11 protein-coding genes and 2 tRNA genes are annotated in these 12,984 nt (G+C 71.5%); 10 read left to right on the forward strand and 3 right to left on the reverse strand.

Annotation, left to right across the window (positions count from 1 at the left end):
- Positions 1-120 precede the first annotated feature (120 nt).
- Positions 121-1,029, reverse strand: coding sequence for a protease HtpX (htpX, locus tag JGR68_RS09535; protein WP_199359979.1), 909 nt, complete (start codon positions 1,027-1,029; stop codon positions 121-123).
- 114 nt (positions 1,030-1,143) lie between these two features.
- On the opposite strand from htpX, the gene gluQRS reads away from it, so the two are divergent.
- The 3 genes from gluQRS (at position 1,144) to phaR (ending at position 3,423) form a co-directional block, all read left to right on the forward strand.
- Entirely contained in the window at positions 1,144-2,052 is a 909-nt protein-coding gene (gluQRS, locus tag JGR68_RS09540) for a tRNA glutamyl-Q(34) synthetase GluQRS (RefSeq protein ID WP_199359978.1), read from the forward strand.
- A gap of 51 nt (positions 2,053-2,103) precedes the next feature.
- Positions 2,104-2,844 carry an acetoacetyl-CoA reductase gene (gene phbB, locus JGR68_RS09545; RefSeq protein WP_199359977.1) on the forward strand — a complete coding sequence of 247 codons (741 nt, stop codon included), beginning with the start codon at positions 2,104-2,106 and terminating at the stop codon, positions 2,842-2,844.
- Between the two features lie 87 nt (positions 2,845-2,931).
- The gene (gene phaR, locus JGR68_RS09550; RefSeq protein ID WP_199359976.1) at positions 2,932-3,423 is read left to right on the forward strand and encodes a polyhydroxyalkanoate synthesis repressor PhaR; all 492 of its coding nucleotides are present in this window, start codon (positions 2,932-2,934) and stop codon (positions 3,421-3,423) included.
- Between the two features lie 155 nt (positions 3,424-3,578).
- On the opposite strand, the gene JGR68_RS09555 is transcribed toward phaR, so the two are convergent.
- Both JGR68_RS09555 and JGR68_RS09560 read right to left on the reverse strand, forming a co-directional pair.
- A complete protein-coding gene (locus JGR68_RS09555; protein WP_199359975.1) occupies positions 3,579-4,493 on the reverse strand; it encodes a M48 family metallopeptidase in 915 nt (304 codons plus the stop codon).
- 25 nt (positions 4,494-4,518) lie between these two features.
- Complete coding sequence (locus JGR68_RS09560; protein WP_234446484.1) at positions 4,519-6,405, reverse strand: formylglycine-generating enzyme family protein; 1,887 nt, start codon at positions 6,403-6,405, stop codon at positions 4,519-4,521.
- A gap of 96 nt (positions 6,406-6,501) precedes the next feature.
- Between JGR68_RS09560 and rnd the strand changes: the two genes are divergently transcribed.
- From rnd to JGR68_RS09595, 7 genes are all read left to right on the forward strand, one after another.
- Positions 6,502-7,620 (forward strand): ribonuclease D, encoded by a 1,119-nt coding sequence (gene rnd / locus JGR68_RS09565; protein ID WP_199359974.1) that lies wholly within the window; start codon positions 6,502-6,504, stop codon positions 7,618-7,620.
- Between the two features lie 15 nt (positions 7,621-7,635).
- Positions 7,636-7,711, forward strand: a tRNA-Ala gene (locus tag JGR68_RS09570).
- Between the two features lie 594 nt (positions 7,712-8,305).
- Positions 8,306-8,382, forward strand: a tRNA-Arg gene (locus JGR68_RS09575).
- Positions 8,383-8,404: 22 nt separating this feature from the next.
- Positions 8,405-9,940, forward strand: a complete 1,536-nt coding sequence (locus JGR68_RS09580; RefSeq protein WP_199359973.1) for an aldehyde dehydrogenase family protein — start codon at positions 8,405-8,407, stop codon at positions 9,938-9,940.
- A gap of 10 nt (positions 9,941-9,950) precedes the next feature.
- The gene (locus JGR68_RS09585; RefSeq protein WP_199359972.1) at positions 9,951-11,009 is read left to right on the forward strand and encodes a quinone-dependent dihydroorotate dehydrogenase; all 1,059 of its coding nucleotides are present in this window, start codon (positions 9,951-9,953) and stop codon (positions 11,007-11,009) included.
- Positions 11,006-12,064 carry a UDP-N-acetylmuramate dehydrogenase gene (gene murB / locus JGR68_RS09590; RefSeq protein WP_234446485.1) on the forward strand — a complete coding sequence of 353 codons (1,059 nt, stop codon included), beginning with the start codon at positions 11,006-11,008 and terminating at the stop codon, positions 12,062-12,064. The genes JGR68_RS09585 and murB overlap by 4 nt, the downstream gene beginning before the upstream one ends.
- Positions 12,065-12,105: 41 nt before the next feature.
- Entirely contained in the window at positions 12,106-12,975 is an 870-nt protein-coding gene (locus tag JGR68_RS09595; RefSeq protein WP_199360823.1) for a DMT family transporter, read from the forward strand.
- Positions 12,976-12,984 lie beyond the last annotated feature (9 nt).

Below are 12,984 nucleotides of genomic sequence, written 5' to 3' on the forward strand. Positions count from 1 at the left end.
GCAGCAGGCCGGCATCGGGGGACATGAGCGGCAGCAGGCCATGCGTCGAAGCGCCTTGATACCCCACGCGCGCTCCTGGGCCATGGCTCAAAAAACGCCGCCATGGCCCACCGGCGATGCCTAGGCCAACAGACCCTGGCGCAGGGCGGCCTCGCCGTCGATGCTGCCGGCCTCGAGCGCTCGGATGCGCTCCTCCAGCGGCGGGTGGCTGAGCAGCAGGCGGCGCAGGCCATGGCCCACCGCACCGCTGATGCCGAAGGCCGCGACCTGCTTGGGCAGGGTGTTCTGGCCCTGGTTGATCGACAGGCGCTTGAGCGCCGCGATCATCTTCGGCCTTCCCGCCAGCGCGGCGGCGCCGGCATCGGCGCGGAATTCGCGATGGCGCGAGAACCACATCGCGATCATGCTCGCGAAGATGCCGAAGACCATGTCCAGCGCGAAGACGATGGCGAAGTACGCCAGCCCACCGCCGCCGTTGTCGCGGCCGCCGCTGAGGTAGCCGTCGACCACCCGGCCCACCAGGCGCGCCAGCACGATCACGAAGGTGTTGAGCACGCCCTGCAGCAGGGCCATGGTGACCATGTCGCCGTTGGCGATGTGGCTCACCTCGTGCGCGAGCACGGCTTCGGCCTCGTCCTGGTCCATCGAGCGCAGCAGGCCCGTCGAAACCGCCACCAGGGCGTTGTTGCGGTTGGCGCCGGTGGCGAAGGCGTTGATCTCGGGCGCGTCGTAGATGGCGACTTCCGGCATGCCGATGCCGGCCGCCTGGGCCTGGCGGGCGACGGTGTCGACCAGCCAGCGCTCGACGTCGCTGCCGGGGCGTTCGATCACGTGCAGGCCCGCGGCGCGCTTGGCGACCCACTTCGACGACAGCAGCGAGATCAGCGAGCCCCCGAAGCCGAACAGCGCAGCCATGACCAGCAGGCCGCCCATCGACTGCGGGTTGATGCCGAACACCGACATGATGATGCTGAGCAGGGCCAGCACCGCCAGGTTGGTGGCGAGGAAGAGGGCGACGCGCTTGAACATGGGACGGGTTTCCTGCGGGTTCGATTCTGTGGGTGAAGTGTGTCCGACCGGCATTGAATTCAAGATGACGCGATGAGCCTCGACCCAGCCCCGGATGCGCGCCCTGCTCTTGCCATGACGACTCCCCCGCCGCTGCGCGGCCGCTTCGCACCCTCGCCCACCGGCGCCCTGCATTTCGGCTCGCTGCTGGCCGCCTTCGGCAGCTGGCTGGCCGCGCGCAGCGCCGGCGCGGAGTGGTGGCTGCGCGTCGAGGACGTCGACCGCGGGCGGGAGGTGCCGGGCGCGGCCCTTGCACAGCTGCGCACCTTGGCCGGCTTCGGCCTGGAACACGACGGCCAGGTGACGTGGCAATCGCAGCGCGGCGAACTGTACGCCGCGTCGGTTTCGCGGCTGCTGGACGCCGGGCTGGCCTTCGAGTGCCACTGCAGCCGCGCCGACGTCGCCGCGACCGGCGGCGTCCATCGCGCCTGCCGTCCCGGCGCACGCCGGACCCGCCCTGCCCTGCGGCTGCGCGTCCCGGATGGCAGCCGCGTGGCCTTCGAGGACGCCGTGCATGGCCGGACCGCACAGCAGGTCGACCGCGACGTCGGGGACTTCGTCCTGCGGCGTGCCGACGGCTTCTGGGCCTACCAGCTCGCCGTCGTGGTCGATGACGCCGACCAGGCCATCACCGACGTGGTGCGCGGCGCGGACCTGCTCGACTCCACCCCGCGCCAGGTGCTGCTGCAGCGCACGCTCGGCCTGACCACCCCGCGCTACATGCACCTGCCGCTCGTACTCGGCGAAGACGGGCGCAAGCTGTCGAAGTCGGAGGGCTCGCTGCCGGTGGATGCGGCCGACCCGCTGCCGACGCTGCGCGCGGCCTGGCGCGCGCTGGGCCAGCCGCCGTCCAGGTTGCCGACGTCGGGTCCGCTGCGCGACGTGCTTGCGGCGGCCGTCGCCGGCTTCGACGCAGGACGCATCCCGCGCGGGCCGCTGTCCGCCACCGCACTGCACAATGCCGCTGCAATGCCGGGACCCTAGAATCGATCGCGAAGCGGACGCATGCCGCGTCCACGCATCGGGAGCGATGACATGACGTCACGGGTCGCGTTGGTCACCGGGGGAACCGGCGGCATCGGCACTGCCATCTGCAAGCGCCTGGCCAAGGCCGGCCACAGGGTGGCCACCAACTACCGGAACGAGGACAAGGCCCGCGCCTGGGAACAGGCGATGCGCGCGGAAGGCTTCGAGTTCACCCTGGTGCCGGGCGACGTGTCCTCGGCGGCCGAGGCCGAGGCGATGGTGCGCAAGGTCGAGGAACTGCTGGGGCCGGTCGAGATCCTGGTCAACAACGCCGGCATCACCCGCGATTCGACCTTCCACAAGATGACGCCGGAGCAGTGGACCGACGTGATCACCACCAACCTCAACGCCTGCTACAACGTCACCCGCCCGGTGATCGAGGGGATGCGCGAGCGCAAGTGGGGCCGCGTCGTGCAGATCAGCTCGATCAACGGCCAGAAGGGCCAGTACGGCCAGGCCAACTACGCCGCCGCCAAGGCCGGCATGCACGGCTTCACCATCTCCCTGGCGCAGGAGAACGCGAAGCTCGGGATCACCGTGAACACGGTCTCGCCAGGCTACATCGGCACCGACATGGTGATGGCGGTCCCGGAGGCGGTGCGCGAGAAGATCGTGGCCCAGATCCCCACCGGACGCCTGGGCGAACCGGACGAGATCGCCTATGCGGTGGCGTTCTTCCTGGCCGACGAAGCGGCGTGGATCACCGGCGCCAACCTGTCCGCCAACGGCGGCCAGTACATGGGCTGGTAGCGCTCCGGACCCCTCGCGGGGGTCTGGTTGCAAGCGCTGTTGCGCTGCGTCATGCTGCGTTGAGTCCGGTAATTCGAGCACCGCAGCATGGCCATGCGTGTCATCAAGAAGTACCCCAACCGCCGCCTGTACGACACCGAGATCTCGAGCTACATCACGATCGAGGATGTCCGCCAGCTGATCGTGGACGGCGAGGACTTCGAGGTCCGCGATGCCAAGAGCGGCGACGACCTGACCCGCCAGGTGCTGCTGCAGATCATCTCGGAGCAGGAGCAGGACGGCCAGCCGATCCTGTCGACGGAGCTCCTGAGCCAGATCATCCGTTTCTATGGCGACTCCCTGCAGGGCTTCATGGGCCCCTACCTGGAGCGCTCGATGAAGACCTTCCTCGACCAGCAGCAGCAGTTCCGCCAGCAGATGGGCAGCATGCTGGGGCAGACGCCGTGGTCGATGATGAGCCAGCTGACCGAGCGCAACATGGCGATGTGGGAGGAGTTCCAGCGCAACCTGGGTTCCGCGGCCAAGCCCGCCGACAAACCCCGCGACCCCGCCCCCGGCAGCAAGCGCAAACCGCTCTAGAAGCGGCTGTAGGAGCCGCTACAGCCGCGATCCCGACACGCCGACACCACGCCCCACCCCGGCGATTCCGATCCGCTGCCACCATGCAGCACTGCGGCACGCGGCGGGAAGATTCCCGCGCTCGTTCTCCCCGCCTGCCTCCGCCCGTCCCCGCCTCAGCCCCGCAGCGCCGGCGCCCCGTCACCGCAGAAGCGCTGGTAGAACTCCATCGCCTTCGGCATCAGCGACTGCAGGTTCTGGATGCGCGTGCCCGGATTGGGATGCGTGGACTGGAACTCGGGCGGCGCCTGGCCGCCGCTCGCCGCGCCCATCCGCTCCCACAGCGGCACCGCTTCCTGCGGGTCGTAGCAGGCCGCTGCCGCCAGCATCAGCCCGACATGGTCGGCCTCGGTCTCGTGCTTGCGCGCATAGGGCAGCAGGTAGCCGTAGCCCATCGCCGCCATCACCATCTGCTGCTGCTGCGGATCCATGCCGCTCATGGCGCCGGCCATCTGCCCCATCTGCGACAGCTTCTGCTGGGCCATGCGCTGGGCGCCGTGGCGGAGCAGCGCATGGGCGATTTCATGGCCCATGACCACCGCCATGGCGCTTTCGTTCTGCGCCACCGGCACCAGCCCGGTGTAGACCGCCATCTTGCCGCCGGGCAGGCAGAACGCGTTGGCCTGGTCGGACTCGATGACGTTGACATCCCAGTCGAAGGTCGACGAGAAGCCGGTCGGCTGCTGCCCGTTCTCGGCCGCCAGCGCGGCCTCGATCTCGGGCACGCGCTCGATCAGCCGGCGCGCGATCTCGCGGACCTCGCGCGCGATCGGCGTGTTCGGATCCACCGGACGCTCGGTGGACAGGATCTCCTCGTAGGCCTGCAGGCCCAGCGCCTTTTCGTCCTCGACCGACAGCGAGCGGTCGATCAGCACCTTCTCGCCGGTCACCGGGTCCAGGGTCTGGTTGGAGAACCAGTAGTACGCGCCGTACGCGAGGAACGCGACGAGGATCAGGATCCTCGGGTTGAAGCCGCGGCGCGGCCTGGCCTGCTGCTGCTGCCGCTGCCGGCCGAAGGGATCCTGACGCATGTACGCTCCTGACCTGGTGTGCTCTTCAGATGTCGCGCGCGACCCGGAAGCCCACGCGTGCGTTGGTGTTGTCGACCGGCGATGGTGCCCGCCACGAACTGCGCGTCTGCGGCGGGGAGCTCGCCCAGGCCCCGCCGCGCACCACCTGCATCCTGCAGCCCGGATTGACCCAGGCCGCGCCGGACGCGGGGGCGCGGCGGTAGCTGTCGTGCCAGCAGTCCGCCACCCACTCGCTCACGTTGCCCTCAAGATCGTGCAGTCCGAATGCATTGGCCGTGAAGCTGGCCACCGGCGCCGGCCCCCAGTGGCCGTCGTCGTAGCCGTCGAAGGCATTGCTCCAGCCGCGCCCGCCGGGTGATCGGTCCGCGCCACCGGTCAGGTTGCCGGCGCGCGCGGGCGGAGCGTCGCCGCCCCATGGGTAGCGGCTGCTGCCACCCGCACGCAGCGCGTACTCGAACTCCGCCTCGCTGGGCAGCCGGTAGCGTTCGCCACTGACCTCGGCCAGCCAGTCGACGTAGGCCTGGGCGTCGCGCGCGCTGACGTGGACCACCGGCAGGTTGGCCGCGGCCGGTGCGCCGGCGAAGTCCGACTTCCAGTCCACGCCGCTGCGGCGGACGAAATTGCCGCTGCGCTCGTCGTAGGCCATCGAGAATCCGCGGCGCTCGGCGCGGGTCCGGTAGCCGGTCGCGTCGACGAAGCGGCGGAACTGCGCGACGGTGATCTCGGCAAGCGACAGCGCGAAGCCGCGCTCGAAGCGCAGGTTGCGCCGCGGCCGTTCGCTGTCCTCCGCATCGGGGTCGCCGTCGACGGCGCCCATGCTGAAGCCGCCGTGCGGGACCACCACCATCTGCGGGCCGCGCCCGCCCGCGGCGCCGTCGGTGAAGCGCTGGCCGGGCCGGAAGCCACCGTAGTGGACCGCCAGGTCGATGCGTTCGCGCAGTTCGGCCACGGCCGGATTGCGCGGCTCGGCCAGCACCAGCATGCGGGCCAGCAGGGCGCGGGCCTGCGCGATGCCGTCCGGCCGCGCCAGGGCGGCGACGCCCTCGTCGCGCAGGCGCTGGATCCACCGCCTGCGCTCGGTGTCGACGCGCTCCCGCGCATCGGCCACTGTTCCGACCTCGTCGCGCACGCCCTCGGCGTGTCCGAGCCAGGTGCCCGCGGTCTCGAAGTCGCCGTCCGCGGCGGCATCCTCCGCGCGCCGGATCATCGCGCTCTCGATCGCGGCACGCGTCTGCAGCGCGCGCGGCTGTTCCGCGTCGACCGCCAGCGCCTGGCGCACCCGCGCCAGCGCTCCGCCACCGGCCTCGCCCAGGCGACCTTCGCGCAGCTCGGCCTCGGCGGCGCGGTTGATCTCGGCGATCTCCTCGGCGCGGTCGACCCCGGCCAGGTACTCGCCGACGTCGCCGCCTCCCGGACGCAGGCTGCGCGCGACCGCGGCGACCTCGCGGGCGCGTCTCAACGCCGCATCGTCGTCACCGGCCCGCGCCAGCGCCTCCGAGCCCTGCGCGAGCAGCGCGGCGAAGGCGCGCTCCAGCCCCTTGCCGGCCTGGGCGCTGTCCGGCACATGCACCAGCACGGCCTGGTACAGGGGGATCGCCGATCCCGGCCCGGCATCCAGGTCGCCGGATTCAAGGGCCGCATCCGCGCGCTCCAGCGCGTCGTCCAGCGCGGCGGCTTCGTTCTGCAACTCGACCTTCGGGGCGCGCCAGGTGAGGCTGCCCGCCAGGCGGTCGTCGCCGCTGATGGTCACGCTGCCGTCGCCGGCGGCCGTGTCGACCGCGGCATCCGGGGTCGCGGCTTCCTGCGCGGCGTCGCGGCCGCAGCCCGCCGCGAGCAGCAGGGCCAGCACCAGGACAGTGCCCGCGCGGCGCGGCCAGGCGCGGGTCCGATGGGGATTTCGACGGTCGCTCACGGGGGCAGATTACGGCAAGCCGCCCCGGCCGCGCAGCCGCGGGGCCTGCCCCGCCGCCATTGCCGCCGGCCCGTGGCCGCCGGTAGGCTGGCGCCGATGGAACCCGACTACATCTGGGTGGCCGAGCCCGCCGCCCTCCTCGCCCGCTTCGACACGCCGCCGCCGCGTATCGGCCTGGATACCGAATTCATCCGCGAGCGCACCTGGTGGCCGCACCTGGCCCTGGCGCAGATGGCCGTGCGCGACGAGATCCTGCTGCTCGACATGCAGGCCCCCGGGATGGCCGACGCGCTGCGCGGCATCCTGCTCGATGCCGGCATCGTCAAGGTGATGCACAGCGCCAGCGAGGACCTCATCGCCTTCCACCACGCCTGTGGCGCGGTACCCGAACCGCTGTTCGACACCCAGGTGGCCGCCGCAGTCGCGGGACTCGCCTCCGGTGCCGGCTACCAGCGCCTGGTGGCCGACGTCACCGGGGTCGCGCTCGGCAAGGGCGAGACCCGCTCGGACTGGACCCGCCGGCCACTGTCGGACGCACAGCTGGCCTACGCGGCGGACGACGTGCGCCACCTGTTCGAACTGCACGACCACCTGCAGGCGAAGCTGGAAGCCCTCGGCCGCTTGGACTGGCTGCGCGAGGACTGCGCACGCATGGTCGCGAACGCGCGCGACCAGCAGCTGGAGCGCTGGCCGCACCTGCCGATCCGCGCCGCGCAGGGCTTCGATCGCGCCGCCCAGCTGCGCCTGCTGCGCCTGCTGCGCTGGCGCGACGCCTGGGCCCGCGAACACGACCGGCCGCGCAGCTGGGTCCTGGACAACGAGCTGGCCACCGCCGTCGCCCGCAGCGTCCCCACCGACCAGGCCGCGCTCAAGGCCCTGTTCGATCGCCATCCCAAGGCCCCGCGCAAGCTGCTGGGCGAGGTCTGGACGGCACTGGCCACGCCACTGGACGACGAAGCCGACGCCCCTTTGGTGCGCACCGACGAACCCGACAAGCGCGCCGTGCGCCGGCTGCAGGACGCGGTGGCCGCGCGCAGCGCGGAACTGGGCCTGCCCGACGGCGTGCTCGCCTCGCGCCGGCGCCTCGAGGCCCTGCTCGACGACGGTGACTGGGCGGCGCTCGGTGGCTGGCGCCGCACGCAGCTGGAGGCGCTCCTGGCACCACTGCTCGCCGACGCCACGGGCCGATTGCCGACCGGGCCGGCGCATGCGTAGAATGCGCGCTCTGATGGGGCGGTAGCTCAGCTGGGAGAGCGTCGCGTTCGCATCGCGAAGGTCAGGGGTTCGATCCCCCTCCGCTCCACCAATCAGACATGCAGGAAGGCTGGACCGGGAAACCGCTCCGGCCTTTTTTGTGCTTCCGGGTCCGGGATCGCACCCGCTGCGGCCCGCGCCTCGTTGGGGTGCGCGCTGCCCTTCCCGCGCGCAGGGGGTGTGCTCCCCCGGCCTGTCCGCATCCTGCTCCCAAGGCCGGCCGCAGGCCATCCATGGCCTGCTGTGCGCACACCCCCTGCGCGCGGGAACGGCTCCAGCCATCGTCGGCTCCGGGATGGAAAGGCGGGAGCCGCGCTGTGCCGTCGCGGCTGGCGCGGCTTTCGCGGCTGTAGCCGCTCCTACAGGGGCGGGCGTGGCGACGCGCGAGCGTTGGAATCCCGGATCGCGGGAGGGGTCGTGCCTGCCGCGGATGCAGGGGGGATGACCAGAGCCGGCCATGGATGGCCGGCGGCCGGATGCTGGAAGCAGGACGCGCAGACATCCGGCTGGGCATCCCCCCTGCATCCGCGGCGGGCGGCGTGCAAACTCCCGGACAACCTGGCAGAGAGACCGACTTTTCAGATTCGCCATGACCGGCGGTCGCTTTTGCCCCTCCGGAAGGCGCGTGCGAGAATCGCCGGCTGCTGCCCCCGTAGCTCAGCTGGATAGAGCGTCCCCCTCCTAAGGGGAAGGTCGTGCGTTCGAATCGCGCCGGGGGCGCCACATCCGTCTCCAGGAGTCCTCCATGCCCCATCCCGTCCTCGCCGCCCTCGGCCTGTCCGCCACCGAATCCGGCGCCTACCTCGGCAACAACGAGTGGTCCAAGGCCCGCGACGCCGGCGTGCTGGAGCCGGTGAATCCGACCGATGGCGAGGTGCTGGCCCAGGTGCATGCAGCCTCCAGCGAGGACTACGAGCTGATCGTCGGGCGCGCGCAGGCCGCCTTCCGGACCTGGCGCACGACCCCGGCGCCGCTGCGCGGCGAAGCCATCCGGCTGTGCGCCAATGCGCTGCGCGCCAACAAGGACATGCTGGGTTCGCTGGTCGCGCTGGAGATGGGCAAGTCCAAGCCCGAGGGCGACGGCGAAGTGCAGGAGATGATCGACATCGGCGATTTCGCCGTCGGTCTCTCGCGCCAGCTCTACGGCCTGACCATGCACTCCGAGCGCCCGGGCCACCGGATGTACGAGCAGTGGCACCCGCTGGGCATCGTCGGGATCATCTCGGCGTTCAACTTCCCGGTGGCGGTCTGGGCCTGGAACGCGTTCATCGCGGCGGTCTGCGGCGACATCTCGATCTGGAAGCCCTCGGGCAAGACGCCGCTGTCGGCGATCGCGTCGATGCGCGTCTGCAACGAAGCGCTGCGCGACGGCGGCTTCCCGGATCTGTTCTTCCTGTTCAACGACACCGACAACGCGCTGGCCGAGCGCATGGTCGACGACAGGCGCGTGGCGATGATCAGCTTCACCGGCTCGACGAAGGTCGGCCGCCAGGTCGGCGAGCGCGTCGCGCGCCGCATGGGCCGTTCGCTGCTGGAGCTGGGCGGCAACAACGCGATGATCGTCGACGAGACCGCGGACCTGAAACTGGCGATCCCGGCGATCGTGTTCGGCGCCGTGGGCACCGCCGGCCAGCGCTGCACGACCACGCGCCGCGTCTTCATCCACGAGTCGATCTTTGATGACGTGCTCGGCAAGCTCAAGGCCGGCTACGCCCAGGTCGGGACGAAGATCGGCGACCCGACCGACGCCGCCAACCTGATGGGCCCGCTCAACAGCCAGTCGGCGGTCGACGCCTATCTCGCGGCGATCGAAAAGGCCAAGGCCGCGGGCGGCACCGTCGAGAGCGGCGGCCAGGCGCTGACCGATCGCAAGGGCTACTTCGTGCTGCCGACGATCATCACCGGCCTGGCCAACGATGCCGAGGTGGTGCAGACCGAAACCTTCGCGCCGATCCTGTACGTGATGAAGTACGCGGAGCTCGAGGACGCGATCGCGATGCAGAACGACGTGCCGCAGGGCCTGTCGTCGGCGATCTTCACCACCAACCTCAAGCGCGCCGAGGCCTTCCTGTCGGCGGCGGGTTCGGACTGCGGCATCGCCAACGTCAACATCGGCACTTCGGGCGCCGAGATCGGCGGCGCCTTCGGTGGCGAAAAGGAAACCGGCGGCGGCCGCGAGTCGGGTTCGGACGCGTGGCGCGGCTACATGCGCCGCCAGACCAACACCATCAACTACTCCGACGCGCTGCCGCTGGCCCAGGGCATCAAGTTCGACCTCTGAGGAACGCCCCATGTACGGGTTGGCGCGCCCCTTCCTGTTCGCCCTCGATGCGGAGCGCGCGCATGGCTTGGGGCTGTCCTCGCTCGAGGCCCTGCACCGGACCGGCCTGCAGCGCCTCGTGGCGGCACCGCCGCGCCCGTTCCCGACCAAGGCCTTTGGCCTGACCTTCCCCAACCCCGTCGGCCTGGCCGCGGGGCTGGACAAGAATGGAGACCACATCGACGCCCTGCTCGCGCTGGGCTTCGGCTTCGTCGAGGTCGGCACGGTCACGCCACGCGCGCAGCCGGGCAACCAGAAGCCGCGCATGTTCCGCCTGCCGGGGCACCGTGCGGTGATCAACCGCCTGGGCTTCAACAACGGCGGCGTGGATGCCCTGGTGCGCAACGTGTCGCATGCCAGGCGTCGTGGCGACGGCGTGCTCGGCATCAACATCGGCAAGAACAAGGACACGCCCAACGCGTCCGCGCACACCGACTACCTGCACTGCCTGGAGCGCGTCTACGCGCTGGCCGACTACGTCACCGTCAACATCTCCTCGCCCAACACCGCCGGCCTGCGCGAACTGCAGGAAGAGCAGGCGCTGCGCCGGCTGGTCGGCGAGCTGCGCGAAGGCCAGGAGCGCCTGGCCGCGCGCCACCGCCGTCGCGTGCCGGTGCTGGTCAAGGTCGCGCCCGACCTCAGCGACGAGGACATCGACGCCGCGGCACGGGTGCTCGGCGACCTCGGCGTGGACGGGGTGATCGCCACCAACACCACGGTGTCGCGCATCGCCGTGCAGGGCCACCGGCATGCGCACGAAACCGGTGGGCTGTCGGGCGAGCCGCTGATGAACAAGTCGACCGCGGTGCTGCGGATGCTGCGCACGCGGCTGCCGGAGACGATCCCGCTGGTCGGCGTGGGCGGCATCCTGTCGGGTGCCGACGCCGCCAAGAAGACGGCGGCCGGCGCCTCGCTCGTCCAGCTCTACACCGGCCTGGTGTACCGCGGCCCGGCCCTGATCGGCGAATGCGTCGAGGCGATCCGTCGCCGCAAGGAAGCCCCCAGCCGCGGCAACCTGCCCAACCTGTGAACACCGCCGCCCTCGACGCCGTGCCCGCGCTGCGCTGGACGCGCGACGCCGACCTCGGCGGCCGCACCAGCTTCCGGGTTCCGGCGCGCGCCGCGTGGCTGGTCGAAGTCGCCGACGCCTCCGCCCTGCCCGCCGCCCTGGCCGACCCGCGGATGGACCGCGGCCCGCTGCTGCCGATCGGTGGCGGCAGCAACCTGCTGTTCGCAGGCCCGCTCGACGGTGTCGCGCTGGCGCTGACCGGTGCCGCCGCGCGCATCCTCGAAGACGACGGCGAGCGCGTGCTGGTGCGGGCCGAAGCGGGTCATGCCTGGCACGACTTCGTGCTGCGGACGCTGTCGTTGGGCCTGTCGGGCCTGGAGAACCTGGCGCTCATCCCGGGCACGGTGGGCGCGGCGCCGATCCAGAACATCGGCGCGTACGGGGTGGAGCTCGATCGTCGGATCCACGCGGTCGAGGCCTGGGACCGCGAAGCGGGCGCCCTGGTGCGGCTGGCCGCGGGCGACTGCGGCTTCGCCTACCGTGACAGCCGCTTCAAGCGGGAACCGTCGCGCTGGGTGGTGACCGCGGTCGAGTTCGCGCTGGCGCGCACGCCGCGGCTGGAGCTGGGCTACGCCGGCATCGGCCGCGAGCTCGCCGACATGGGCATCGACATCCCGACGCCGGCCCAGGTCGCCGACGCCGTCTGCCGGATCCGCCGGCGGAAGCTGCCCGACCCGGCCGTGCTCGGCAATGCGGGCAGCTTCTTCAAGAATCCGATCGTGGCGCAGGCGCAGGCCGATGCCCTGGCGTCCACGTACCCCGACCTCCCGTGCTTCGCGGCGGGACCGGGCCTGGCCAAGCTCTCGGCGGCCTGGCTGATCGACGCAGCCGGCTGGAAGGGCCATCGCGATGGCGATGCCGGCGTGGCGCCGGGGCATGCCCTGGTGCTGGTGAACCACGGCCGGGCGACCGGCGAGGACCTGCTGGCGCTGGCGCGGCGGATCGCGGATTCGGTGCAGGCGCGCTTCGGCGTGGCCCTGGAGCCGGAGCCGCGGATCGTCGGTGCCACCTGGTGAGCGGGGCCGCCTCGACCCCGCAGGCGCGCGCCGCCCTGCTGATGCTCGGCAGCACCAGCTTCTTCGCCGCGATGGCGGTCACCATCCGCCTGGCCTCCGAGGCCCTGTCGACCTACGAGGTGGCGTTCTTCCGCAACCTGTTCGGCCTGCTGTTCCTGCTGCCGTTCCTGTTCCGCGGGCGCTGGCAGCTGCCGCGCACCACCCAGCTGCCGCGCTACCTCGTGCGCTGCGCGGTCGGCGTGGGCTCGATGCTGTGCGGCTTCTGGGCGCTCGGCCACCTGCCGATGGCGCAGGCGGTGGCGCTGTCGTATGCCACGCCGCTGTTCGCCACCGTGGCCGCGGTGTTCATCCTCGGCGAGACCGTGCGCCTGCGCCGCTGGTCGGCGGTGGTGATCGGCCTGGTCGGCGTGCTGGTGATCGTGCGCCCGGGCAGCGCGGAATTCAGCCTCGGCAGCCTGGTGGCGCTGTCGGGCGCCCTGCTCTCGGCGCTGGTGGCGATCCAGATCAAGCAGCTCTCGCGCGTGGATGCGGCCGACACGATCGTCTTCTACACCTATGTCTTCTGGGTCCCGATGTCGCTGGTGCCGGCGCTGTTCGCCTGGCAGTGGCCGCAGGGCATCCAGTGGCTGTGGCTGCTCCTGCTCGGCGCCTTCGGCACCGGCGGACAGCTGCTGTGGACCCGCGCCCTGAAGATCGGCGAGGTCTCGGCCCTGCAGCCGATCAGCTTCATCCAGCTGCCCCTGGTGGCGCTGGCGGCGTGGCTGCTGTTCGGCGAAGCGCCCACGCGCTGGACCCTGCTCGGTGCCGCCATCATCCTGGTCGCCAACGCCTACATCGCGCACCGCGAGGTGCAGCTGGCGCGCCGCGAGGCGACCACCGCCCCGGCCGAGGGCGCCAAGCCCGCGGAATGACGAAGGGCC

It is taken from the genome of Luteimonas sp. MC1750 (assembly GCF_016615955.1).
Classification (GTDB): domain Bacteria; phylum Pseudomonadota; class Gammaproteobacteria; order Xanthomonadales; family Xanthomonadaceae; genus Luteimonas.

What these genes read in the sequence shown, in the direction of transcription:
- JGR68_RS09555 (WP_199359975.1), bottom strand. Translation starts at nt 4,493, where the DNA reads ATGCGTCAGGATCCCTTCGGCCGGCAGCGGCAGCAGCAGCAGGCCAGG.
- JGR68_RS09585 (WP_199359972.1), top strand. Translation starts at nt 9,951, where the DNA reads ATGTACGGGTTGGCGCGCCCCTTCCTGTTCGCCCTCGATGCGGAGCGC.
- rnd (WP_199359974.1), top strand. Translation starts at nt 6,502, where the DNA reads ATGGAACCCGACTACATCTGGGTGGCCGAGCCCGCCGCCCTCCTCGCC.
- JGR68_RS09595 (WP_199360823.1), top strand. Translation starts at nt 12,106, where the DNA reads ATGCTCGGCAGCACCAGCTTCTTCGCCGCGATGGCGGTCACCATCCGC.
- phaR (WP_199359976.1), top strand. Translation starts at nt 2,932, where the DNA reads ATGGCCATGCGTGTCATCAAGAAGTACCCCAACCGCCGCCTGTACGAC.
- htpX (WP_199359979.1), bottom strand. Translation starts at nt 1,029, where the DNA reads ATGTTCAAGCGCGTCGCCCTCTTCCTCGCCACCAACCTGGCGGTGCTG.
- gluQRS (WP_199359978.1), top strand. Translation starts at nt 1,144, where the DNA reads ATGACGACTCCCCCGCCGCTGCGCGGCCGCTTCGCACCCTCGCCCACC.
- phbB (WP_199359977.1), top strand. Translation starts at nt 2,104, where the DNA reads ATGACGTCACGGGTCGCGTTGGTCACCGGGGGAACCGGCGGCATCGGC.
- JGR68_RS09580 (WP_199359973.1), top strand. Translation starts at nt 8,405, where the DNA reads ATGCCCCATCCCGTCCTCGCCGCCCTCGGCCTGTCCGCCACCGAATCC.